Below are 24,206 nucleotides of genomic sequence, written 5' to 3'. Positions count from 1 at the left end.
AAATAAAGTGAAATTAGTTATTCAAAGAGTTAATCATGCAAGTGTTAAAATTGACGGTCAGGTTAATGGTGAAATTGAAAACGGATTTATGATTTTAGTTGGGTCAGAAAAAAATGATAATCAAGCTACTGTTGATTATTTGGCTAATAAGATTGCTAAATTGCGGGTTTTTGAGGATGAAAATGGCAAAATGAATTTAAATATTCATCAAGTTGAAGGTGAAATTTTGTCTGTTTCCCAATTTACACTTTTAGCAGAGCTTGAACATGGAAATCGACCTTCATTTAAAGCAGCAGGTGATCCAGCTGAAGCAAAAAAAATGTATGAGGCATTTAATTTAGCTCTTGAAAATGAAAACCTGAAAGTTGAAACTGGTGTTTTTGGAGCAGATATGCAAGTTGATTTAGAAAATGATGGGCCAGCAACTTTTGAATTGAATTATCAGGTGAAATAATGCTTAAAAATTTAATTTGGGATTTTGATGGAACTCTGTTTGATACCTATCCATTCATGGTTACGGCTTTTGGAAAAGCCCTCCAAGCACAAAAAATTAGTGAGTTTGAAATTGATCCTGATGCTATTTACGAACAAATGCGTGTTCATTCAGTTGGTTCGGCAATTACAAAATACAGTGCTAGATTTGGAATTGATAAGGATAAGTTATTAAGTGATTATAAATCATTTGAGCAAGACGAAGTGGAATTGGCTAAGCCCTTTGTTGGTGTCAAAAGTAATTTACAAAAAATCATTGATAATGGCGGGCAAAATGCTTTGCTTACGCATCGAAACCAACAGGCATTATCATTACTAAAAAAATATGATTTAAAGCGTTTTTTCACGGGATTTGTGACTAGCGATAATCAGTTAAAAAGAAAGCCAGACCCTGAGTCATTAAACTATTTAATTCATAAATTAGATTTAAATAGATCAAAAACGGCAATGATTGGTGATCGAGAATTAGATATGACTGCTGGTAATAATGCCTCAGTTAAGACAATCTTGTTTGATCCTGATTATTTAATTGAAACAAATAATGCTGATTTTGTAATTCACGATTATCAAAAATTAATGACAGATATTTAATAAAAAAACCAGATTATTATCTCTTTTGTGAGATTATAATCTGGTTTTTATTAATAGGTTGAATTTATATAATTATTAACTCCATTTTCGACATCTTGCGCTACTGTTTCTTGGTACTGTTGGTTTTCAATGTGTTTAAAGTCATCATCGTCATTGATGTATCCCATTTCTAAAAGAATTGAAGGGACTTTGACATCTCTAATAACTAAGAAATTTCCAAATTCAATACCACGATTATCAATAGGAATGTTTTCCATTTGACGATTAATGTCCGTGGCTAATTTTAAGGATAATCCCTTGTGGTAGTAATAACTGGTAAATCCAGATGCAGTATTGTTTTCTGGAGATGAGTCAAAATGAAAACTAATAAATAAGTTGGCATTATTATCTGTCGAAAAGCTGGGACGGCTAAATAAACTAACTGTTTTGTCGCTGTCCCTTGTCATAATAACATTTGCTCCTTTTTCCTGAAGCTGTTTAGCAGCCTTTTTTGCTACCTGCAATGTGTATGTTTTTTCCATATTATTTCCGGTAGAAAGGGCACCGGAATCGCTTCCTCCATGACCTGGATCAAGAACAACAGTTGTTTCAGATAGGTTGGTAGCCTCTTTTAAGGTTTTATTATTAACTAACCAGTCAGGAATCCAACCAATTTTACTATGATCATAAACTACTCGGTCCCAATTATCTTGACGATTTAAGATTTGAACTCTTGTACCAGCGTTAATTTTACCGGTTGTTTGATAAGAAATATTTGGACCACTTTTAACTTGTAAATTATTACAATGAATCATAACGTTATTTCTCAATAATAAAATAATCAAAATTAATAAAGTTATGCTAGTAACAATTAAGGTAAAAGTAAATCCACGCTTATTTTTAATATTTATTTTCATAATTAATCCTTTTAAAAACGTGATTAAACATATAATAATATATTTAATTAAAAGTTACTAATTAAATATATTATTTTGTCAGTATCTTGACTTTTTTAGAAAAAGTTATTATTCTTAAAGAGAATATTCCACTGATTATGATGATTAGTAGATAGATAATTCAATTATCAGAGAGCGCTGTTAGATGGGAATGCGTAATTGAAACTATTGAAGACACACCTAGGTGTAGATTAAATAATAAAAAGAAATAAAAAAGGTGGTACCGTGCTAATTGCGCCCTTGTTGCAATTTAGTACGGTCTTTTTTTATTAAAAAGGGGAAATTTAGTTATGAGAAGAACTGCATACGCTGGTCAAATTAATGAAAAATTTTTAGACCAAGAAGTTACGCTCGATGGTTGGGTAGCTAAAAAAAGAAACCTCGGAAGTTTAATCTTTATTGATTTACGTGACCGAGAAGGAATCGTTCAACTAGTATTTAATGCTAGCGATAGTAAAAAGGCATTCGAAGTTGCAGAAGCAATGAAGAATGAATATGTAATTGAAATTAAAGGTAAAGTTGTAGCGCGTTCAGAAAAGGAAATTAATCCTGACTTATTTACTGGAAAAGTCGAAGTTCATGTAAATGATGCCAAAATTTTAAGTAAATCAAAACCAGTTCCATTTGATATCAAAGATGATACCAATGCTTCAGATGACCTTCGTTTGAATTACCGTTATTTAGATTTACGTCGTCCTTATATGCAAAAGGGGCTAATGATACGTAATCGAATTTCTCAAGCTACTCACAGTTATTTGGACGAACATGGTTTCATAGATATTGAAACTCCTGATTTGACAGTATCTACCCCTGAAGGTGCACGTGATTATTTAGTTCCTTCTCGTGTTTATCCCGGCTCATTTTATGCTCTTCCACAATCACCTCAACAATTTAAACAAATGTTAATGGGAGCAGGATTTGATCGTTATTATCAAATTGCTCGTTGTTTCCGTGATGAAGATTTGCGTGGGGATCGTCAGCCTGAATTTACCCAAATCGACCTTGAAACCTCCTTCATGAGTGCCGAAGAAATTCAAGATATTACAGAAGGGTTAATTAAGAGAGTAATGAAAGAAACTCTTGATTATGATGTTAAACTCCCATTTGAAAGAATCAGTTGGCAAGAATCGATGGATCGTTTTGGTACTGACCAACCTGATACACGTTTTGGAATGGAATTGAAAGATTTATCTGATATCGTTAAAGGTTCAGATTTTAAAGTATTTAGTTCAGCTGTAGCTGATGGCGGCCAAGTAAAAGCGATTGCCGTTCCTGGTGGGGCTAGTGAATATTCACGAAAAGAAATTGATAAATATACTGACTATGTAAAACGCTTTGGTGCTAAAGGATTAGCTTGGATGAAAGTTACAGAAGATGGATTTTCTGGTCCAGTTGCTAAATTCTTTAAGGATCCTGAAAAGATTAAAGCAATTGAAGAACGTACAGGTGCAAAAGCAGGCGATTTAATTCTCTTTGCTGCTGATCGTGCTAAAGTAGTTGCCGATACATTAGGTTATTTACGGGTTGCTATTGCTGAAGAACAAAACATGATTCCTAAAGATAAATTTAATTTTCTTTGGGTTGTTGATTGGCCATTATTTGAATATGACGAAGGTGATCAACGTTGGACAGCAGCACATCATCCATTTACCATGCCAAATGAAGGTGATGAACATTACCTTAATGACGGAGAAGACCCACATAAGGCACATGCCCAAAGTTACGATATTATTTTAAATGGTCTTGAATTGGGTGGTGGATCAATTCGTATCCATACCCGTGAACTTCAAGAAAAAATGTTCAAAGCATTAGGATTTACTAAAGAAAGTGCAGAAGCACAATTTGGTTACTTCTTAAGAGCTTTAGACTATGGTTTTCCACCACATGGTGGACTTGCAATTGGACTTGATCGTTTTGCTCGTTTGTTAGCTGAACGAGGTAATATTCGTGATGTGATTGCATTCCCTAAAAACTCTAAGGCAGTTGAGCCATTGACAGGTGCTCCAGCAGCTGTTGCTCCAAAACAATTGGAAGATTTAGGTATTTCAATTAATAAGACAGATAAAGAAAAATAATTAATGATAGAAAGTTGCTAATTTTTAGTGACTTTCTATTTTTTTAAAATTGAGAATGTTATACTATGGAATGATAATAATCAAATAGATTTAGAAGGTATTTATATGGGCGACGTACACAAAGTAATCAGAAGACATCAAATTCTGACAAAAATTTCAACAGCATTTATCTATGCAGTATTGGTATCAATTGCAATGAACTTTTTTTGGACTCCTGGACATATTTATTCATCTGGAGTAACTGGATTTGCTCAATTGCTTACGACCCTTACTCATAGATATACATCTTTTACGCTGTCGACTGCTGCCGGATTGTTCGTCCTTAATATTCCACTGCTATTCTTGGCTTGGAAATCAATTGGACATCAATTTGCAATCTTTACTTTCTTATCAGTATTTCTTGCTAGTACAATGATTAAAGTTTTGCATCCAATGACTTTAACTACTGACCCCCTAATCTGTGCACTTTTTGGGGGTGCTGTTAATGGATTTGGTACAGGTTTGGCTTTGAAAAACCAAATTTCTACTGGTGGATTAGATATTTTAGGGATTGTGATTCAGCGAAAAACTGGTAAATCAATTGGAACAATTAATATTGCTTTTAATGCATTTATTATTTTATCAGCAGGATTTATGTATGGCTGGCCTTATGCTTTTTACTCAGCAATTGGCTTATTGGTTAACGCAAAAGTAATGGATATGACTTATACACGGCAGCAACGAATGGAAGTCATGATTATTACTAGTATGCCAAAAACTGTTATTGATAGTGTGCAAAATCATATGAGACGGGGAATTACAATTGTTCATCATGCTGAAGGAGCATACAATCATCAGCCCAAAACGGTGCTCTTTACAGTCATTTCTCGGTATGAAAAAAACGAATTAGACGAAGCTTTAAAGGAATCTGATCCTAATGCGTTTGCAGTGGCAGTTGATGTTGATGCAGTCTTTGGACATTTTTATGAAAATAAACCTAAATAATTAATTAGATGGCGGCTTAAAAATGAAATTTATATATGTTATTTTTGTTAAGTTAATTTCAAGTTTGTTTTACTTTAAAAATAAGAAAAATGTTTGTTATATCATGAGCTATAATAATAATTTGCACATGATTAAACAAACCGCAGCTATTTTACCACCTGATCAAAAATTGATTGTATTTTACAATCCAAGGGTAATGGTTGCAGCTTATGATTTACAGGCTTTTGGAATTAAAGCAATTCCGATGAAGAGTAGTTTCTCCTTTGCATTGCGGATGATTCCACAAATTATGTCAGCTCGGGTCGTATTTGTTGATAATTATTATGCCTTTATTGCGGGATTAGTTCATCCTAAAAAAAAGATGAAAATTATTCAGTTGTGGCATGCTGATGGTTCAATTAAATGTTTTGGAATTGATACACCCAAATTTGAAAGCTATTCATGGATTAAAAAAATGCGTCATCGGAAAGTTTATAACAGTTTTGATGATTTTGTGGTTGCTTCTCCCGCAATGGCTGAAGTCTTTGAGAATAGTTTTAAACAACCTTATAAAAAGATGAAATTTTTAGGTACACCTCGATCAGATCGATTATTTAGTGATAAATGGATTAGCGTTGTTCGTAAACGGGTTTATACTGCAGCACCAGAGCTGAAGGATAAACGGGTTATTTTATACTTACCTACTTATCGTTCTGATAGTAAGATTAATCCTCCCGAAGGAACCATTCAGGCATTAGCATCTGATCCTAATGCTGTTGTAGCAGTTAAACTATATCAAGATGTCAATCGAGCTAAATTAAAATTAGAACAATTCAATTTAAAAAACGTTAAAATTTATGATGAATTTACAGCTACAGATTTAATGACTGTTGCAGATACTTTTGTGACTGATTATTCTTCGTATTCTTTTGATTACAGTTTGATGCCTCAAGCTCGGTCAATGATTTTTTACATGTATGATTACCAGGAATATTCAAAAAATCCTGGAATTCAAGTCGGTTATGAAAATTGGTTACCTAGTAAACCAATTCATACAGTTGACCAATTAAGAAAAGCAGTTTTAGCAAATGAAAAATTAGATTTTTCTGATTTCAATGCAATGTGGAATACCTATAATGATGGAAAATCTTATAATCGTATCTTAAATAAATATGTTTTGCAAAAATCGGAGGATGAATAAGATGACTAAAGAATTTTTAATCGGTTCACATGTTGCCATGAAAGCACCAAAAATGTTTTTAGGTTCAGCAGAAGAGGCTAAAAACGATGAAGAAACGGTTTTTATGGTTTATACAGGGGCACCACAAAATTCTCGAAGAAAACCACTTGATGAACTAAAAATTCCAGAAGGTAAACAATATATGGAAGAAAATGGCTTATTAGAGGTAGTTGTTCATGCACCATACATTATTAATCTTGCCAATACAAAAAAGCCAGAAAGTTTCGAATTTGCTGTCCAATTTTTACAAAAAGAAATTGAACGTGCAGGTGCAATGGGGGCAACTCAAATTGTTCTTCATCCCGGGGCTCACGTTGGAGCTGGAGTAAAAGCTGGAATTCAGCAGCTGATTAAGGGCTTAAATTTAGTAATTAAGCCTGAACAGACTGTTCAAATTGCAATTGAAACTATGGCAGGTAAAGGAACTGAAATTGGAACAACCTTTGAACAAATTGCAGAAATTATTGAAGGAGTTAAATTAAAAGATAAAGTTTCAGTATGTTTCGACACCTGTCACACTTACGATGCTGGGTATGATGTTAAGAATGATTTTGATGGTGTTATGCAAGAATTTGATAATGTAATTGGCTTAGACCGTTTGAAAGTAATTCATTTAAATGATGACAAAAATCCAATGGGAAGTCATAAAGACCGGCATGCCAACATTGGCTTTGGAACCATTGGTTTTGAAGCTCTAGATAAAATTGCTCATTACGAAAAATTGCAAGACGTTCCCAAAATAATGGAAACTCCTGCAATTAAAATAGATGATAAAGTTAAAATTGACCCACATAAGTATGAAGTTGAAATGTTTCGTGAACAGAAATTTAATCCCGACTTAATTAAAGATATTGAAAATGGAATTATAAAATAGTTCTTTTGGGTAAACTTTCAGTAATGATGGTGGCTGTTTCTTCAATTGATTTATTTACGACATTAATTGAGAGACAGCCGATTTTATGATAAAGGTTCTTGGCATAGTCAAGTTCCTTTTTTATATTGTCTGAGTTTGAATATGGAGTATCTCCGTCTAGTCCATATTCTTTCATTCTTTGAGAGCGAATCTGTTTCAACTTGGTTACTGAATTAGTTAACCCAAAAATTTTTTTAGGATCAACTTCCCAAATTTCTTTTGGTAATTGAAGATCTGGTCCAATTGGAAGGTTAGCAACTTTATAGCTTTCGTTAGCAAGATAAAGTGATAAGGGTGTTTTAGAAGTTCTAGAAACACCTAAAATAACGATATCTGCTTTGGTTAAGCCACTAGGGTTACGTCCATCGTCGTTTGCAACTGTAAATTCAATTGAAGCAATTCTTTTGAAGTATTCAGCGTTTAAATTATGAACTAACCCAGGTACTTCTGCAGATGATTCATTTAAGCGGTGTGAAATAATGTTGATTGGTTTTTGAATACAATCGAAACTATATAATTTATTTTGACGAGAAAAAAGTCCTACCATATCACTTAATTCTGGATTAACCAAAGTATGAAAAATGATGGCATCATTTTCTTTAGCTAGTTTTAAAATCCCACTTAGAATTGATTTAGTTCTTATGAAAGGATATTGACTGATATTAGCTCTAGCTTCAGGAAATTGGGCAGCTGCAGTTTTGGCAATTGCAGTCCCTGTTTGACCACTAGAATCTGAAATTACAAAAACATTATAAATTGTTTTCATGAATAGCTCCTTGTGCTTTATTTTTATTCTTATTATACTCTGTTTAAAATTTTTGAAGATTCTTTTAATCTTCCGTTGACGTAAATTTTATCATGGGATATAATTATATTTGTTGGGTGGAAACATTCAGCACACTAAAACTTGGAGGGGAGGGATTTTTAAATGTCAAAAACAGTTGTTCGCAAGAACGAATCTCTTGATGATGCTCTTCGTCGTTTTAAACGTACAGTTTCTAAGAGCGGTACTCTCCAGGAATTTCGTAAGCGTGAATTTTACGAAAAGCCTAGTGTTAAACGTAAATTAAAATCAGAAGCAGCAAGAAAACGTAACAATAAAAAGAAAAAGAGCCGTAGCAAGTTCTAATTAAAAGAGCAATCACTTTTGATTGCTTTTTTTTTTGAATTTTAAATAGAAATAAGGAGAAGACAAATGTCATTAAACGAAACGTTGACAAATGATTTAAAAACAGCTATGAAGGCTGGAAAGAAAGATGAACTTACAATTATCAGAATGCTTAAAACGAATTTAATGAACGAAAAAATTAAATTTGGACATGATTTAAATGATGATGAAGCTGCAGCAGTAGTAAATCGTGAAATTAAGCAACATTTAGATTCAATTGAACAATTTAAAGCGGGAGCCCGTGAAGATCTCGTTGAACAACAAGAAAAAGAAATGAAAATTCTTAAAAAATATGCTCCAAAGCAAATGGAGCCTGAAGAAGTTGCTAAAATAGTTAAAGAGACAGTGAAGCAATTAGGTGCTACTGGAAAAAGTGATTTTGGTAAAGTTATGGGTGCTGTGATGGGCAAAATTAAAGGTAAAGCAGACGGTAATGTTGTCAAAAAAGCTGTTAATGATGAACTAAAATAAACGTGGGTATGATTGCTGTTTTAAACCTTAAAATTATGCTAGACTTTAGTAAAATTAGGATTAAGGAGATTATTTTTATTGATTGAAAATTTTGAATATCAAAAACAAATCGTTTTAAAAAATCCAAATGATCAAAGTAAATTATTTGGAACACAAGATGCATTTATTAAGATTTTAGAAGAAGAATTTCAAGTTTGGATTCGTTATTCAGCAGGAGTTATAAAGATAGATGGACATAATGAAAGTGATGTTCAACTTACTAATGATATTTTGTTTAACATGTTGAAATTAATTCATGCTGGAATTGAAGTTAATGCTAGTGATTTTGTTTCTGCAATTGGAATGGCTCGTAATGGAAAAATTACAGCTTTGCCTGATTTATATAATCAAGTTTTAATCAAAGATCGTAAAGGTAATCCTGTTCGGGTTAAGAATTTTGGTCAACGTGAATATATTCAAGCTATTTATAATCATGATATTACCTTTGGTATTGGTCCTGCAGGTACAGGTAAAACGTATTTAGCAGTTGTAATGGCGGTTGCCGCGTTAAAAAAAGGTAAAGTTGATAAAATTGTTTTGACTAGACCAGCTGTTGAAGCTGGCGAAAGTTTAGGATTCTTGCCTGGTGATTTAAAAGAAAAGGTTGATCCATATCTTCGCCCACTTTATGATTCTTTATATGCTATTTTAGGGATGGAACATACCGAACGTTTAATTGAGCGAGGGGTTATTGAGATTGCACCACTAGCGTATATGCGTGGACGAACTCTCGATAATGCTTTTGTAATTTTAGATGAAGCTCAAAATACGACTAACCAGCAAATGAAAATGTTTTTAACTAGGTTAGGTTTCAATTCTAAAATGGTGGTTAATGGTGATATTCAACAAATTGACTTAAAAGGTCATGTGGCCAGCGGTTTAGTAACCGCACCTAATATTTTGAAAAACATTAACAATATTGAAGTTATTAGATTGACTGCTGAAGATGTAGTGAGAAACCCAGTTGTTGCTAAAATTATTACTGCTTACGAAAATGAAGATAAATAAAGGATTGTAAATTCATGGACTTAGAAATTTATGATGAAACTAATGGTCAAGTATCTGAAGACCAAAAGAAACTAATAAAAAATGTTTTAGATTTTGCTGCAAAAAAGATTGGATTAAAAGCTAATACAGAAATGTCAGTTACCATGGTTAAAAATGATAGAATTCAAGAAATCAATCGCGATTATCGAAAAGTTGATCGAGCAACTGATGTAATTAGTTTTGCAATTGAAGATGAAAATGATGATGAATTTCCAGTAATGATGAGTGATGAAATGAAAGCTGAAATTCCCGAAAATATTGGTGATATTTTTGTCAGTATTGATAAAGTTAATGAACAAGCAGATTTTTTGGGTCATTCAGTTGATCGTGAACTAGGTTTCTTAATTGTTCATGGATTTTTACATCTCAATGGTTATGACCACATGAAACCCGAAGATGAAAAAGTTATGTTTGACCTACAGAGAAAGATTTTAAATGAATATGGGCTTAAAAAATAAGCGGCAAACTAGTAAAAACAAGAATTTTGGTCAAGCGTTTGGCCATGCATGGGATGGTCTAACTACTCTTTGTTGCAATGAAAGGAATTTTCGCTTTCATTTAGTAACAACAGCTGTTGTTTTAACAGCTGGTTTAACTATGAGAGTTGGCTATTTTAAATTTCTTTGGTTAGTTTTGGCTTGCTATTTGGTATTACAAGCCGAAGTAATCAATACCTTAGCTGAGTACTTAGTTGATTTAACAATTGGAAGCCAGTATAACGACTTAGCTAAAAAAATTAAAGATATTGCTGCTGGTTGGGTATTGTTTTCAACGATGCTTGCCATCGTGATTGGCTTGATTGTTTTTGGAACGACCATCATTAAATTAATATAAGAAAAAGGAAATTAAATGGAAAAAGCAGAAAATTTTAAATCAGGATTTGTGGCCATTGTTGGTCGACCTAACGTTGGGAAATCAACTTTTTTAAATAGAGTGGTTGGTCAAAAAATTGCCATTATGAGTGATAAGGCACAGACTACGCGTAATAAAATTCAAGGTGTCTATACTACTAAAGATGCTCAAATTGTCTTTTTAGATACTCCTGGAATTCACAAACCCGAAAACAAACTAGATGAATACATGGATGCTTCGGCATTGTCTTCATTACGTGAAGTTGAGGCCGTTTTATTTATGGTTAGTGCAACTGAGACAAGAGGTGCTGGAGATAACTATATTATTGATCAACTAAAAAAAGTTGATGTACCGGTTTATCTAATCATTAATAAAATTGATGAAATAAATCCTGATAAACTATTGGTAATCATGGATACTTATCGTAAGGCTTATGATTGGGCAGAAGTATTTCCAATTTCTGCTTTAAGGGGGAATAATGTTGATGAATTAATTGGTAATTTGATTGATCATTTACCAGAAGGTCCACAATATTATCCTGATGATCAAGTTACTGATCATCCCGAACGATTTATTGTACAAGAAATTGTACGAGAAAAAATATTGGAAAACACACGTCAAGAGATCCCTCATTCTGTAGCCGTTTACGTTGAAAGTATGAAAACCAATGAAAATGGTAAAGTTCAAATTGAGGCTTCAATTATCGTTGATCGTGAAGGTCAAAAACGGATTATCATTGGTAAAGGTGGAGCATTACTTAAATATATTAGTATTGGTGCTCGTCGAGAAATTGAAAAATTATTGGGCAGCAAAGTTAACTTAAAACTTTGGATTAGAGTTCAATCTGGTTGGCGTGATAAGGATACAGCACTTAATAACTTGGGTTATAGTGAGAAAAATGATTATTAATTAGCAGGTGATATTTGTGGTAAATACAAAGAGTAAACCATTTCATGGAATATTAATTTATCGCAAAAATTATCGAGAGAACGATATGTTAGTTAAGTTTTTTACTGCTGAAGCTGGTAAAAAAATGTTTTTTGTTCGTGGAGCAAATCGTCCTAAGTTTAAGATGATTAGTGACATTTTACCCTTTAGTTATGGAACCTATGAAGGTGAATTGCGTGGCAATGGATTGTCATACATCGATAGCGGTGGGAGTGTTAAACATTTTGACCAGATTAGTGAAGACATATATCTAAACGGATATGCGACATATTTAATGGGTCTGATAGATGCTGCTCTACCAGATAATGTTCCTAATAAAATTTGGTTTGATAAACTTTTTTATGCTCTTAATTTAATTAATAATGGGTTTGATGCAGAAATTATTACTAATATCTTTGAAATTCAATTATTACCTCTATTTGGAGTTGCTCCTGATTTTAAAAATTGTACAGTCTGTCATGAAGAACATCAAATCTATGACTATTCTGAAAAGTTTGGTGGATTAATTGGGGAACAAGAATTTGCACACGATAGTCATCGAATGCATTTAGATCAAAGAACCATTTATTACTTACGTTTATTTTCAGCAGTCGATATTACTAAAATTAATAATATTAAAGTTAATCGAGTTACAAAGCAAAAATTACGACAAGTAATTGATAAAATATATGATAATTCAGTTGGATTAAATCTAAAAAGTAAAAAATTCTTGGATCAAATGAATTCTTGGAAAATCAAACTTAACTAATTAATAATAATTGACTGAATCATGTTATCAAATTATAATATAGTTAATTAAATATGTGACACAGATAAAAGAAGGTTGTTAATTTTAACAATTCAGCGACATCATGTTAGTGAGAGATGATGATTGTTTTTAACAATTGGCGCTTTTTGAGTCAATCCGTTTCGAGATGCTGATTTTTTATAATCAGAAGTAGGGTGGAACCGCGACTAAATCGTCCCTATGCAAAAGTAAGTCTACTTTTGCATAGGCTTTTTTATTTGTTTGGCAAAAGGGGGAGTCAAAATGACAAAAAAAATGTCAGTACAAGATATAGCTACTACATTAAAATTATATTGGAGTAAACAGGGATGCATGATCATGGATGCCTACGATACAGAAAAAGGTGCAGGTACCATGAGTCCCTTTACGTTTTTACGTGCTATTGGACCTGAGCCTTGGAATGTAGCTTACGTTGAGCCATCAAGAAGACCTGCAGATGGACGTTATGGTGAGAATCCAAATCGTTTATACCAACATCATCAATTCCAAGTATTGATGAAACCTTCTCCAGATAATATCCAAGAATTGTATATTAGTTCCTTAAAAGAACTCGGAATTAATCCACTTGAACATGATATTCGATTTGTGGAAGACAACTGGGAAAATCCTTCCATGGGATGTGCCGGTGTTGGTTGGGAAGTTTGGCTTGATGGAATGGAAGTAACGCAATTTACTTATTTCCAAGTAGTTGGTGGACTTCAAATGGATCCAGTTGCTGTAGAAATCACCTATGGATTAGAACGTTTATCATCATACATTCAAAACGTTAATAATGTATTTGATCTTGAATGGTCAAATGGCGTTAAATATGGTGATATTTTCAAAGAACCAGAATATGAACATTCAAAATACAGTTTTGAATTAAGTGATCAAGAGATGCTTCATAAGATGTTTGATGCTTATGAGAAAGAAGCTAAACGATTAATTAAAGAGAGCTTGGTTCATCCAGCTTATGATTATGTTTTAAAATGTAGTCATACATTTAATTTGCTTGATGCTCGTGGAGCAGTTTCCGTTACTGAACGTGCTGGGTATCTTGCACGAATTCGAAAAATGGCACATGGAATTGCCCAAGCTTTTGTTCAAGAACGGCGCAAGCTTGGATTCCCGTTAATTAAAGATGAAAATCAACGTGAAACAGTTTTAGCTGAATTTGCTAAACGTGAAGAAAAGAAAAATAAACAAAAAAAGAACAAGGGGGATAAAAAATAATGACACATACATTCCTATTAGAAATTGGGTTGGAAGAAATGCCAGCTCATGTTGTTACCCCAAGTATTAATGAATTAGCTGAAAAAACAGAGAAATACCTAAAAGAAAATCGGATTTCCTTTGACAAGGTTCAAAAATTTTCAACACCAAGAAGACTTGCTTTAGAAATATCTGGTCTGGCCGATAAGCAACCAGATATTGACGAAGAAGTTAAAGGTCCTGCTGAAAAAATTGCCAAGGATGCGGAAGGAAATTGGAGCAAGGCCGCCATTGGATTTACTCGTGGACAAGGATTAACTCCTGACGACATTACCTTTAAAGATATTAAGGGAACAAACTATGTATTTGTTAATAAACACGTAACTGGAAAACCAGTTACTGATGTTTTGTCAAGCTTAATTGATGTAGTTGCTGACATGAATTTTCCAACTATGATGAAATGGGGAACTAATAAATTCCAATTTATCCGTCCAATTAAATGGATTGTTGCGTTGTTAGACACTGAAGTTGTTCCAATGGAATTAGTTGGGGTTAAATCAGGACGTAAGTCACTTGGACATCGTTTCTTAGGTAATGAAGTTAGCATTGCTAACGCTGCAGACTATGAAACTGATCTTAACAAGGAATTTGTAATCGTGGATGCTGATAAGCGAAAAGCTAAGATTAAAGCTCAAATCGAAGCGATTGCCAATGAAAATAATTGGAAAGTTAAGATTGATGATGACTTACTTGAAGAAGTTAATAACTTGGTTGAATACCCAACTAGTTTTTATGGTACATTTGACAAACGTTTCTTAGACATTCCACGTGAAGTATTGATAACTTCAATGAGAAATCATCAACGTTTCTTCTACGTAGAAAATCAAGATGGCAAACTACTACCATTCTTTATTTCAGTTCGAAACGGAAATTCTGATTTTATTGAAAATGTGATTAAAGGAAATGAAAAAGTCCTTGCTGCTCGTTTATACGATGCTGAATTTTTCTATCAAGAAGATCAAAACCATGATATTGATTACTTTGTTAACAAATTGAAGAACGTTACTTTCCATGACAAGATTTCAACTGTTTACGAAAAAATGCAACGAGTTCAAGTGATTTCCCGTTTAATTGGTAAAAAAGTTGGACTTAATGATAGTCAATTAGCAGACTTACAAAGGGCTGCTGAAATTTACAAGTTTGATTTAGTAACTGGAATGGTCGGTGAATTTTCTGAATTACAAGGTGTTATGGGAGAAAAATATGCCTTATTATTTGGTGAAAAACCAGAAGTTGCTGTTGCAATCAGAGAACACTATATGCCAATTTCTGCTAATGGTGAACTTCCTCAATCAAAAATTGGTGCAGTTTTAGCCGTTGCAGATAAATTAGACACAGTGATGACATTTTTTGCTGCTGGAATGATTCCTAGTGGATCAAACGATCCATACGCATTAAGACGACAAGCTGCAGGAATTGTAAATATTGTTGATAATCAGAAATGGAGATTACCATTGGATAGTCTAATGGAAAAAATCATAACTGATGAAAATACAGCTCAAGTTGCCCCTAAAGTTGATCAAAAACCAATTATTAAAGATGTAATTTTATTTATAAAAGAACGAATTAAACGTGTTTTAAGAGCAGCAAAAATTAAATTTGATCTTGTAGATGCTGCTGTTAACGCTACTAGCACGGATATTCTTTATAACATTAATAGTGCAAAAGTTCTTAATAATCATAAAGAAGATGCTGATTTTAAAGCCGTTATTGAAGCATTAACTCGGGTTGAAAGAATTTCAAATAAATCTGACTTTAAAGCAACAGATTTGTTTGTTGATCCAGCATTGTTTGAAAATGAATCAGAATTAAAGATGAATGCTGAAGTTGATCGTCTTTCTACTGATTTTGAAAAATTAACTGCTGCAGATGATTTTTCAAAACTTGCCAGTTTAGAACCTGTAATCAAAGAATACTTTGATAAGACAATGGTAATGGCAAAAGATGAAACTGTTAAAGAAAATCGATTAAAAGAACTTACTAAGTTAGCACGCATGATTAATTATTTTGCAGAAGTAGATAAGATTATCGTTAAATAAAAAGATAATTATCTGAAAGGTTCGGTGAGTTGTGGCTAAAATACCAGAGGAGTTTGTGGAAAAAGTACGAAATAATACTAATATCCGCGATGTTGTTGGACAATACGTGCAACTAAAGCAGGCTGGTAAAAACTTATTTGGCTTGTGCCCCTTCCACGAAGAAAGAACCCCATCTTTTTCAGTTAATGAAGAAAAACAAATCTTTCATTGTTTTAGTTGTGGTCGAGGTGGTAACGTTTTTAGTTTTTTGATGGACTTAAAAGGCGTTAGTTTCCCTGAAGCTGTCGAAATGGTGGCTAAAGATGATGGAATTGAAATTCCAAATAATGCAAATTGGAATCAAACTTCTCCTAAGCAACAAAAACTTAAACCATTAATTGATATCAATGAGTCAGCAGCAAAATTATATCATCACGTTCTAGTTAACACTGAGCTAGGTGAAGAGGCATTAAATTATTTAAAAAAACGTAAAATTTCTGATGAAATGATTGAGACTTTTAATTTAGGTTATGCTCCTAATGAAAGAATTCTGAAAAAATATTTCGAAGAAAAAAAAGTTAATTATCAAGATTTAAGAAAAACAGGCTTATTTACTGAGACAAATGACGGTAGTCTAAAAGATCGTTTTGCTGGAAGATTGATGGTTCCAATTCGGAATGAAAGTGGTAAAACGGTTGGATTTTCTGGTCGTTTATTGCATAAAGATGATGATATGCCTAAATATCTGAATACACCTGAAACGGAGCTGTTTAATAAACGTAAAATTATTTATAATTTTGACTTAGCTAAGCCAGAAATTAGACAAAAGCACGATGTAATTCTTTTTGAAGGATTTATGGATGTGATTTCAGCTTACCAAGCTGGTGTTAAAAACGGTGTTGCTTCCATGGGAACAAGTTTAACAGAAGAACAAATTTATGATTTGAAACGAGTTACAAAACAAATTTATGTTTGTTATGATGGTGATACACCAGGACAAAAAGCGACCAATCGAGCTGTTGATTTATTGCAAAAAGATAGTAATTTAAAAATTGGAATTATTCAAATGCCTGATGGTATAGATCCCGATGAATATCGTCGTAATAATGGAGAAACTAGTTTCCAACAGGTTGTTGAAAATGGTCGAGAGTCAATTGTCAAATTTAAAATTAATTATTTACGTTCTCAATTCAATTTGACTAATGAAGAAGATAAATTGGATTATATCGATAAGATTTTACACATTATTGCAACTGTTGATAATCCTGTTGAACGTGACGTTTATCTTACTGAGCTAGCAGATAATTTAGATGTTAGTTTAGGTAGTTTGGAAATCCAGACAGAAAAATATGTTAATGTTACTCGCAAAAGAAGTCAAAGTAATCGAAATCGTGAAAGATTTATTCAAACGCCCAATGTATTTAACCAAGAAACAAAACATTATTCACGAATTGAAAATGCAGAACGTCATTTATTAAATATGATGTTGCATAATTCAGAAGTTTGGAAAAAGATTCGTCGTAATCATAATTTTTCATTTGTCCATGATTTATACCAACAAATTTTTATTTTCGCACAGGAATATTTTAGATATCATGCAGAGTATAATGTTTCAGAATTTAGTGATTTTGTCGGAGAAACTGAAATCCAATCGACCTTAGCTGAATTAGAAATGAATAGTGATGATACTGAGTATAACGATGAAGAAATTTCAGATTGTGTTAAAATAATAATGCAAGATGCACCAATTATAGAAGAATTGAAAAAGAAAAAAATTGATTTTAACAATGCAAAACAACTTGGCGATGAAATATTACAGTTGAAATTAGCAACTGAACTAATTGATTTGCAAAAGAAATTGCAAAGCTTGAAATCAAATGAAGATTAATGGGAGGTCATTAGAATGGCAGAAAAAGAAGCAAAGAAGAAAAATGAAATAAAAAAATCAACTCCCGAAGCAAAAAGTAAAACTGCTGCAAAACGTGCAAGAACTACTAAAGAACTAAAAAAAGAATTTGATGGTAAAGGATTCAAAAAAGTTTATAAAGAAGTCGTTAAAAAGAACAAAAAAATCGGTCATATTACTTACAAATTACTTGAGCAAGAACTTCAAGTCCCATTTGATTTGGATAAAAAACAAATGGGAAAAGTCCTTGAACAAATTGAAGATGATGGGATTAGCATCGTTGACGAAAATGGTGAGCCAGATCCACGGGCATTAAAGGCTGCTAAAAAAGTTACGCAAAAAGAATTAAAAAATGCTTCAAGTTCAAAAGGGGTTAAAATTAATGATCCCGTTAGAATGTATTTGAAAGAAATTGGACTTGTTCCTTTACTTACAGCTGATCAAGAAGTTCAATTGGCTTTAAGAATTGAAGAAGGCGACGAATCTGCTAAACAAGAATTAGCAGAAGCAAATTTACGTTTAGTGGTTTCAATTGCTAAGCGGTATGTTGGTCGTGGAATGCAATTTCTTGATTTAATTCAAGAAGGTAATATGGGACTTATGAAAGCCGTTGAAAAATTTGATTACCGCAAAGGATTCAAGTTTTCAACTTACGCAACATGGTGGATTAGACAAGCAATTACCCGTGCAATTGCTGACCAAGCTAGAACGATTCGGATTCCTGTTCATATGGTTGAGACCATTAACAAATTAATCCGTGTGCAACGACAACTACTTCAAGATTTGGGACGTGACCCACTTCCATCAGAAATTGGTGCTGAAATGGACATGCCTACTTCTAAAGTTAGAAATATTTTAAAGATTTCTCAAGAACCAGTTTCATTGGAAACACCAATTGGTGAAGAAGATGATTCACATTTAGGTGATTTCATTGAAGATAAAGATGCTACAAGTCCTGAAGAACACGCTTCATATGAATTGCTTAAAGAGCAATTAGAAGGTGTCTTAGATACTCTAACTGATCGTGAAGAAAATGTATTGAGATTGCGTTTTGGACTTGATGATGGTCGTACCAGAACTCTTGAAGAAGTTGGAAGAGTATTTGGAGTTACTCGTGAACGAATCAGACAAATTGAAGCAAAGGCTTTAAGAAAACTTCGTCATCCATCAAGAAGTAAACAATTAAAAGATTTCTTAGATTAAGCAAAATAAAAAACAGGGACTCTTGTCTCTGCTTTTTTATTGAGAAAATATAGAGGAGATAATATGGACGCAAAGCATCTTTCAAAACGAATGCAAGCGGTTGCTGATTTAGTTCCAAAATCTGATACAGTAGCTGATATAGGATCAGACCATGCTTATTTGCCAGCTTATTTGTTGGAACAAGGGATTGTAAAACGAGCAATTGCTGGCGAAGTAGTAAAAGGACCATTTGAAAATGCACAATCAGAAATTATTAATCAAAATTTATCTGATCAAATGGAAGCCCGCATGGGTGATGGTTTAGATGTAATAGAATCAGATGATCTAGTTAATACGATTACGATTGCCGGAATGGGTGGGGAATTAATTACCGATATTTTGGAACGTGGAAAAGCAAAATTAACAATGCATCCTGTTTTAGTTTTACAAGCAAATGTTGATGAAAATACGGTTAGAAAATGGCTGGCTAATCATCAATATGAAATTACGGGAGAAAACATTGTTTACGATGCTGGTCATTATTATGAAATGTTTCGTGCAGAATATGTTGAACATAAAATTTCCTATTCTCATGAAGAACTTGATTTTGGACCATTATTATTAAAAGAAAAATCAGATGTTTTTAAAGCTAAATGGAATGATAAATTAGATAAGAACCAGTTTATCTTAGATAAATTACTTATTTCTAAATCTCATCCAATTGAAAAGATTAAAAAAATCAAAACAACAATCACTGAAATTGAAGGTGTTTTAAATGACCACAGTTAGAGAATTTATTAAACGTTTTGAACAATTTGCACCAATTGAGCTTCGTGAAAACGGAGATCCAACGGGATTTCAAATTGGAAACAAAGATGCGGAAATAAAAGCAATGATGACAACTCTAGATGTTCGCCCTGAAACAGTCCAAGAAGCAATTGACAATCATGTTAACTTTATTTTTGCTCATCATCCAGTTATGTTTCGTCCAGCAAAAAATCTTGATTTGAGTAATCCGCAAAATGAAATGTATGCTGAAATTTTGAAACATGATATTACTGTTTACGCTGCGCATACTAATTTAGATAATGCAAATGGTGGGATGAATGACTGGTTGGCTTCTGCTATTGGTTTAAAAAACATTTCTGGTATGATTTTGCATGATACAAATATTAATAATGAACCTCATTATTTAGGGAGAGTTGGAGATTTACCACGTGCAATTACATTTAAAGAACTAGCTGAACAATGTAAAACCATTTTCAATTTACAAGAATTGAGAATGGTAACCAACAATCCTGACAAATTAGTTAAGCGAGTTGCAATTCTTGGAGGTAGCGGAGGTAAATTTTATTCAGCAGCAATCGCTAAAAATGCAGATGTTTATTTTACTGGTGATTTATATTATCACACTTCGCAAGATATGTTAGCTGAGGGATTAATGGCAATTGATCCTGGTCATCATGTTGAAAGCATTTGTAAATTGAAATTAAAAGAATTATTTGAAAAATGGAAATGCGAGAATAACTGGCAATTTAAAATTATTGCATCTAAGCTTTCAACAGATCCTTTTAGTTTTTTTAATTAAATAATAAAAACTACAATCTAATTTTAGGATTGTAGTTTTTATTATTTAAAATTCAATTTTCAAACTTTAAGGTTTCATTACTAATTTAAATAGGTTAATTCCTATTAAAGCAATTATGGCACCAACTATAGCTGTTTGAATAGCAATTGTTTTAGTGAAATTGGCTTGTACTAATGCTGAACCAATATAACCAATTACTTCTCCGTAAACGATACCCCAAAAAAGTGTTGTTAAGTTTGCTGCGACAGTTTTCATTATATGCACACTCCCTTACTAAGATAGTATTTTATCACTATCAAAGATAATTGCAATTATGAGTTCTTAATTATTTAAATAAAGGGTTCTTTGCTATAATTAAGAAAAAACGAAAGGTAGTGGGAAAATGACATATGTACCATTGCAGAACATTAGCTCGTATAGTTTGTTGCAAAGTCCCAATATGCTACCAAAATTAATAGATGTAGCTAAAAAACGTGGCTATAAGTCATTAGCATTAACGGATATCAATGTGATGTATGGGGCTGTTGCTTTTTTCAAAGAAGCCACGAAGGCAAACATTAAGCCAATCATTGGTTTAACTTTAAAAATTAAAGGCTCGGTTTTAACAGAACACGATTTTAAAATTGTTTTATTAGCTAAAAATAATCATGGGTATCAAAATTTAATGAAAATATCGACCAAAGTAATGACAATCGAAGATTATCAAACCTTTGATGAATTTAAAAATGAATTAAATGACTTATTTGTATTGCTTCCAACTAATAGTGAGGTGCAAAGCCTTGTTAGTTATGGAAAATTAGATCAAGCCAAACAAGCTTTACAACAAATTAGGTGTTTGGTAGATGAAGATTCATTACGTTTAGGAATTAGTACTAATCCAGAAAAACTTGATGAATTGAAAATGTTATCTAATGAAACAAATACAAAAATGATTGCATTAAATGAAGTTGATTATTTAAAAGCAAATGACTTGTTTGATACTCAAGTTTTAAAATCAATTGATAACGGAAATATTTTAGAAGATCCTGAATCACAAAAGAATGGATTGGGCTCTAATTGGCTTGAAAACCGAATTGAAATAGAACAAAAGTACGAAAAGATGGATTTGTCACCAATCTTACTTGAAAACCAATTTGTTATGCAAAATTGTAATGTACAAATTAAAAAAGAAATGCCAAGCCTTCCAAAATTTAAAACCCCAAATCAGCAAACCTCAAAAGAATATTTAGCAAATTTATGTTTGAAGGGATTAAAGTCGCGTTTAAAAAACAATTCTAAGGATTATCAAATTTATTTAACGCGTCTAAAATACGAATTAGATGTTATTAATCGAATGGGATTTGATGATTATTTTTTAATTGTGTGGGATGTAATTAATTTTGCACATCAACACAACATTTTGACGGGCCCAGGTCGTGGGTCCGCAGCTGGATCAATTGTTGCGTATACTTTGTATATCACAGATGTTGATCCAATTAAGTATGACTTATTGTTTGAGCGTTTTTTAAATGAAGAACGTGCACAAATGCCTGATATTGATGTTGATATTCCTGATGATAAGCGTAGTCAAATTTTAAATTATGTTCACGATAAGTATGGGAATGAAAGGGTAGCACAAATCATTACGTTTGGAACTTTAGGTGCAAAACAGTCAATTCGAGATGTTGGTCGAGTTTTCGGAATGACGCCATTAGAAATGAATAGTTGGAGTAAGGCAATTCCAGCTCATTTACATGAAACTTTAAAAAGAGCGGTAAATGAATCTCAAAGCTTAAAAAATATTATTTCAGACCAACCAATTAATAAGTTATTATTTGAGACGGCAACTGACTTAGAGGGACTACCACGCCATTATTCAACTCATGCTGCGGGTTTGATTTTGAGTGATCAACCAATTGTTGAAAAATCACCATTACAAACTGGAAATGAAGGTTTATTGATGACCCAATATTCAAAGTATTATGTTGAAGATGTGGGATTATTAAAAATTGATTTTTTAGGTTTGCGAAATTTATCCATTATGGCTAATATCTTAAAAATGGTTCACAACCAAATTAATCCTAATTTTGAAATTACAAAAATTGATTTAAATGATCCGCAAACCCTTAAGTTATTTCAGGATGGTAAGACTAATGGAGTTTTCCAGTTTGAATCAACTGGAATTAAAAATGTTTTACGTAAAATGCATCCAACTAATTTTGACTTGATTGCTGCCGTTAATGCCTTGTATCGTCCTGGTCCAATGGAAAATATTGATCTGTTTATTAAAAGGAAAAATAATCCTGATAAAGTTCATTATCCAAACCAAGCGATTGAGAAAATTCTAAAGCCCACTTTTGGGATTATTGTCTACCAAGAACAAGTTATGCAATTGGCTTCTACTATGGCTGGTTTTAGCTTATCTCAAGCGGATGTTTTACGTCGAGCAATGAGTAAAAAGCATAAAAGTGAAATGGAAGCCATGAAGGATGGTTTCTTATCCGGTTCAATTAAAAATGGTTATACAAAAGAGACTGCAGAAACTACATTTGATTATATTGAAAGATTCGCGGGTTATGGTTTTAATAAATCTCATGCTTTTGCTTATAGTAAGATGGCGTTTGAATTAGCTTTTTTAAAAGCACACTATCCAGGTCCTTTCTATACGGTTCTATTCAATTCTGTTTTAGGAAATAAAGTAAAAATCAAGGCATACGTTCAAGAAGCCAGAGATGCAAATATTAAAGTTGTTGCACCTAGTATTAACGACAGTAAAGCAGATTTTGTTTATGATAATAACCAAATCAGATTTGGTTTTAATGTGATTAAGGGGGTTCGATCTGACTTTATTAAGACAATTCTGGCTGAACGTCAAGAAAATGGATTATATCAAAGCCTGAATGATTTTATTAATCGAATGCCTGAAAAATACCGAAAAGAAGACCAACTTAGTGCTTTAGTGTATGCTGGATGCTTTGATGGATTTGGATATAATCGACGTGAAATGATTGAAGCTCTTTCAAAACTGATCAGCTCTTCAGACATTCCGAATAGTTTATTTTCCGATGTTCCTGGAATGGAAGTTAAAATAAAAAAGAAAGATGATTTTCCAGATTGGCAAAAAATTAATTTTGAAAATGAATATCTAGGGACTTTTTTATCAGGTCATCCAGTGGAAAGATATCGAGAGCTCCATCAGCAAACTCATTCACTTAATACCTCTGAATTAATTGATGGACAAAAAAACATTAATTCAATTTTATTGGTTAACCATGTTAAATTAATCAGAACTAAAAAAGGTCAACCAATGGTCTTTATAACAGCTAGTGATCAATTTGGAAGCGTTGATATTACAATTTTTCCAACGGTTTACAATCAGATTAAAGGTTGGATAAAACCTAATCTAGTTATTATGATTAAAGGAAATGTTCAAAATCGAAGAGGGTTACAAATTGTAGCCGATAAAATTGAGATTGCTGCAAATGCTGTTTATAAAGCTAAAAAAAGAAAATTATATATCCGAATTGATGTTGAACATGATTCAGAAAAAATAGCTTATCAGTTAAAAGATATTTTATTAAAATATCATGGCAAAAGTAATGTGATTTTGTATCGAGTTAAGTCTAAACAAGAAAATGCATTACCAGCACAATATAACGCAGAAATTAATTCAAATTTAATCGAACAGCTTAAATTACTATTAGGAAATTCTAATATCGTCGTTCGTTAATTTTTCGAGATTAGATACAGACAACATTTTA

General features: G+C 32.6%; 23 protein-coding genes. 20 read left to right on the top strand and 3 right to left on the bottom strand.

Annotated elements, in window-relative coordinates; all coding sequences use genetic code 11:
- Positions 1–7 precede the first annotated feature (7 nt).
- Both dtd and PY770_RS04075 read left to right on the top strand, forming a co-directional pair.
- Positions 8–454 (top strand): D-aminoacyl-tRNA deacylase, encoded by a 447-nt coding sequence (dtd, locus tag PY770_RS04080; protein WP_014082061.1) that lies wholly within the window; start codon positions 8–10, stop codon positions 452–454.
- Positions 454–1,083: an HAD-IA family hydrolase gene (locus PY770_RS04075; RefSeq protein ID WP_103429018.1), complete on the top strand. Its 630-nt coding sequence runs from the start codon at positions 454–456 to the stop codon at positions 1,081–1,083. The genes dtd and PY770_RS04075 overlap by 1 nt, the downstream gene beginning before the upstream one ends.
- A gap of 50 nt (positions 1,084–1,133) precedes the next feature.
- Here the strand turns inward: PY770_RS04075 and PY770_RS04070 are convergent, their stop codons facing one another.
- A complete protein-coding gene (locus PY770_RS04070) occupies positions 1,134–1,979 on the bottom strand; it encodes an N-acetylmuramoyl-L-alanine amidase family protein (RefSeq protein WP_041817793.1) in 846 nt (281 codons plus the stop codon).
- 329 nt (positions 1,980–2,308) lie between these two features.
- Between PY770_RS04070 and aspS the strand changes: the two genes are divergently transcribed.
- The 4 genes from aspS to PY770_RS04050 all read left to right on the top strand — a co-directional run bounded on the left by aspS (position 2,309) and on the right by PY770_RS04050 (position 7,170).
- Positions 2,309–4,093, top strand: coding sequence for an aspartate--tRNA ligase (aspS, locus tag PY770_RS04065; RefSeq protein WP_103429019.1), 1,785 nt, complete (start codon positions 2,309–2,311; stop codon positions 4,091–4,093).
- A 105-nt stretch (positions 4,094–4,198) separates the two neighbouring features.
- Complete coding sequence (locus tag PY770_RS04060; RefSeq protein WP_056957766.1) at positions 4,199–5,077, top strand: YitT family protein; 879 nt, start codon at positions 4,199–4,201, stop codon at positions 5,075–5,077.
- 22 nt (positions 5,078–5,099) lie between these two features.
- Positions 5,100–6,257 (top strand): CDP-glycerol glycerophosphotransferase family protein, encoded by a 1,158-nt coding sequence (locus tag PY770_RS04055; RefSeq protein WP_103429020.1) that lies wholly within the window; start codon positions 5,100–5,102, stop codon positions 6,255–6,257.
- A 1-nt stretch (position 6,258) separates the two neighbouring features.
- Positions 6,259–7,170: a deoxyribonuclease IV gene (locus PY770_RS04050; protein ID WP_103429021.1), complete on the top strand. Its 912-nt coding sequence runs from the start codon at positions 6,259–6,261 to the stop codon at positions 7,168–7,170.
- Here PY770_RS04050 and PY770_RS04045 read toward each other — a convergent pair.
- Complete coding sequence (locus PY770_RS04045; protein WP_103429022.1) at positions 7,160–7,975, bottom strand: pyruvate, water dikinase regulatory protein; 816 nt, start codon at positions 7,973–7,975, stop codon at positions 7,160–7,162. The genes PY770_RS04050 and PY770_RS04045 overlap by 11 nt on opposite strands.
- Positions 7,976–8,137: 162 nt before the next feature.
- Between PY770_RS04045 and rpsU the strand changes: the two genes are divergently transcribed.
- The 13 genes from rpsU to PY770_RS03980 all read left to right on the top strand — a co-directional run bounded on the left by rpsU (position 8,138) and on the right by PY770_RS03980 (position 20,466).
- Positions 8,138–8,338 (top strand): 30S ribosomal protein S21, encoded by a 201-nt coding sequence (gene rpsU, locus PY770_RS04040; RefSeq protein ID WP_014082053.1) that lies wholly within the window; start codon positions 8,138–8,140, stop codon positions 8,336–8,338.
- Positions 8,339–8,404: 66 nt separating this feature from the next.
- The gene (locus PY770_RS04035) at positions 8,405–8,848 is read left to right on the top strand and encodes a GatB/YqeY domain-containing protein (protein WP_014082052.1); all 444 of its coding nucleotides are present in this window, start codon (positions 8,405–8,407) and stop codon (positions 8,846–8,848) included.
- A 78-nt stretch (positions 8,849–8,926) separates the two neighbouring features.
- Positions 8,927–9,895, top strand: coding sequence for a PhoH family protein (locus tag PY770_RS04030; RefSeq protein ID WP_168848091.1), 969 nt, complete (start codon positions 8,927–8,929; stop codon positions 9,893–9,895).
- Positions 9,896–9,909: 14 nt separating this feature from the next.
- Positions 9,910–10,392: an rRNA maturation RNase YbeY gene (ybeY, locus tag PY770_RS04025; RefSeq protein WP_056957770.1), complete on the top strand. Its 483-nt coding sequence runs from the start codon at positions 9,910–9,912 to the stop codon at positions 10,390–10,392.
- On the top strand, positions 10,370–10,768 hold the full coding sequence (locus PY770_RS04020; RefSeq protein ID WP_103429023.1) for a diacylglycerol kinase family protein: 399 nt from the start codon (positions 10,370–10,372) through the stop codon (positions 10,766–10,768). Before ybeY ends, PY770_RS04020 begins: the two co-directional genes overlap by 23 nt.
- Positions 10,769–10,783: 15 nt before the next feature.
- Complete coding sequence (era, locus tag PY770_RS04015) at positions 10,784–11,695, top strand: GTPase Era (RefSeq protein WP_014082048.1); 912 nt, start codon at positions 10,784–10,786, stop codon at positions 11,693–11,695.
- A 16-nt stretch (positions 11,696–11,711) separates the two neighbouring features.
- The gene (gene recO, locus PY770_RS04010; protein ID WP_014082047.1) at positions 11,712–12,482 is read left to right on the top strand and encodes a DNA repair protein RecO; all 771 of its coding nucleotides are present in this window, start codon (positions 11,712–11,714) and stop codon (positions 12,480–12,482) included.
- Between the two features lie 282 nt (positions 12,483–12,764).
- Complete coding sequence (gene glyQ, locus PY770_RS04005; RefSeq protein ID WP_041817780.1) at positions 12,765–13,733, top strand: glycine--tRNA ligase subunit alpha; 969 nt, start codon at positions 12,765–12,767, stop codon at positions 13,731–13,733.
- Positions 13,733–15,811, top strand: a complete 2,079-nt coding sequence (gene glyS / locus PY770_RS04000; protein WP_103423551.1) for a glycine--tRNA ligase subunit beta — start codon at positions 13,733–13,735, stop codon at positions 15,809–15,811. Before glyQ ends, glyS begins: the two co-directional genes overlap by 1 nt.
- A 31-nt stretch (positions 15,812–15,842) precedes the next feature.
- Entirely contained in the window at positions 15,843–17,678 is a 1,836-nt protein-coding gene (gene dnaG, locus PY770_RS03995; RefSeq protein ID WP_139562265.1) for a DNA primase, read from the top strand.
- Between the two features lie 15 nt (positions 17,679–17,693).
- Positions 17,694–18,899 carry an RNA polymerase sigma factor RpoD gene (gene rpoD / locus PY770_RS03990; RefSeq protein ID WP_103429025.1) on the top strand — a complete coding sequence of 402 codons (1,206 nt, stop codon included), beginning with the start codon at positions 17,694–17,696 and terminating at the stop codon, positions 18,897–18,899.
- 63 nt (positions 18,900–18,962) lie between these two features.
- On the top strand, positions 18,963–19,667 hold the full coding sequence (locus PY770_RS03985) for a tRNA (adenine(22)-N(1))-methyltransferase (protein ID WP_163601558.1): 705 nt from the start codon (positions 18,963–18,965) through the stop codon (positions 19,665–19,667).
- A complete protein-coding gene (locus PY770_RS03980) occupies positions 19,654–20,466 on the top strand; it encodes a Nif3-like dinuclear metal center hexameric protein (RefSeq protein ID WP_056957776.1) in 813 nt (270 codons plus the stop codon). Before PY770_RS03985 ends, PY770_RS03980 begins: the two co-directional genes overlap by 14 nt.
- 66 nt (positions 20,467–20,532) lie before the next feature.
- Here PY770_RS03980 and PY770_RS03975 read toward each other — a convergent pair whose 3' ends face one another.
- The gene (locus PY770_RS03975; RefSeq protein WP_014082040.1) at positions 20,533–20,721 is read right to left on the bottom strand and encodes a DUF2929 family protein; all 189 of its coding nucleotides are present in this window, start codon (positions 20,719–20,721) and stop codon (positions 20,533–20,535) included.
- A gap of 127 nt (positions 20,722–20,848) precedes the next feature.
- On the opposite strand from PY770_RS03975, the gene dnaE reads away from it, so the two are divergent.
- Complete coding sequence (dnaE, locus tag PY770_RS03970; RefSeq protein WP_275045806.1) at positions 20,849–24,175, top strand: DNA polymerase III subunit alpha; 3,327 nt, start codon at positions 20,849–20,851, stop codon at positions 24,173–24,175.
- Positions 24,176–24,206 lie beyond the last annotated feature (31 nt).

It is taken from the genome of Fructilactobacillus sanfranciscensis (assembly GCF_029023685.1).
Lineage (GTDB): Bacteria > Bacillota > Bacilli > Lactobacillales > Lactobacillaceae > Fructilactobacillus > Fructilactobacillus sanfranciscensis.
This window is presented reverse-complemented; position numbering and strand designations above follow the sequence as displayed.

Coding starts and splice junctions, on each gene's coding strand:
- PY770_RS04075 (WP_103429018.1), top strand. CDS start 454: ATGCTTAAAAATTTAATTTGGGATTTTGATGGAACTCTGTTTGATACC.
- PY770_RS04070 (WP_041817793.1), bottom strand. CDS start 1,979: ATGAAAATAAATATTAAAAATAAGCGTGGATTTACTTTTACCTTAATT.
- aspS (WP_103429019.1), top strand. CDS start 2,309: ATGAGAAGAACTGCATACGCTGGTCAAATTAATGAAAAATTTTTAGAC.
- PY770_RS04060 (WP_056957766.1), top strand. CDS start 4,199: ATGGGCGACGTACACAAAGTAATCAGAAGACATCAAATTCTGACAAAA.
- PY770_RS04055 (WP_103429020.1), top strand. CDS start 5,100: ATGAAATTTATATATGTTATTTTTGTTAAGTTAATTTCAAGTTTGTTT.
- PY770_RS04050 (WP_103429021.1), top strand. CDS start 6,259: ATGACTAAAGAATTTTTAATCGGTTCACATGTTGCCATGAAAGCACCA.
- PY770_RS04045 (WP_103429022.1), bottom strand. CDS start 7,975: ATGAAAACAATTTATAATGTTTTTGTAATTTCAGATTCTAGTGGTCAA.
- rpsU (WP_014082053.1), top strand. CDS start 8,138: ATGTCAAAAACAGTTGTTCGCAAGAACGAATCTCTTGATGATGCTCTT.
- PY770_RS04035 (WP_014082052.1), top strand. CDS start 8,405: ATGTCATTAAACGAAACGTTGACAAATGATTTAAAAACAGCTATGAAG.
- ybeY (WP_056957770.1), top strand. CDS start 9,910: ATGGACTTAGAAATTTATGATGAAACTAATGGTCAAGTATCTGAAGAC.
- PY770_RS04020 (WP_103429023.1), top strand. CDS start 10,370: ATGAATATGGGCTTAAAAAATAAGCGGCAAACTAGTAAAAACAAGAAT.
- era (WP_014082048.1), top strand. CDS start 10,784: ATGGAAAAAGCAGAAAATTTTAAATCAGGATTTGTGGCCATTGTTGGT.
- glyQ (WP_041817780.1), top strand. CDS start 12,765: ATGACAAAAAAAATGTCAGTACAAGATATAGCTACTACATTAAAATTA.
- glyS (WP_103423551.1), top strand. CDS start 13,733: ATGACACATACATTCCTATTAGAAATTGGGTTGGAAGAAATGCCAGCT.
- rpoD (WP_103429025.1), top strand. CDS start 17,694: ATGGCAGAAAAAGAAGCAAAGAAGAAAAATGAAATAAAAAAATCAACT.
- PY770_RS03985 (WP_163601558.1), top strand. CDS start 18,963: ATGGACGCAAAGCATCTTTCAAAACGAATGCAAGCGGTTGCTGATTTA.
- PY770_RS03980 (WP_056957776.1), top strand. CDS start 19,654: ATGACCACAGTTAGAGAATTTATTAAACGTTTTGAACAATTTGCACCA.
- PY770_RS03975 (WP_014082040.1), bottom strand. CDS start 20,721: ATGAAAACTGTCGCAGCAAACTTAACAACACTTTTTTGGGGTATCGTT.
- dnaE (WP_275045806.1), top strand. CDS start 20,849: ATGACATATGTACCATTGCAGAACATTAGCTCGTATAGTTTGTTGCAA.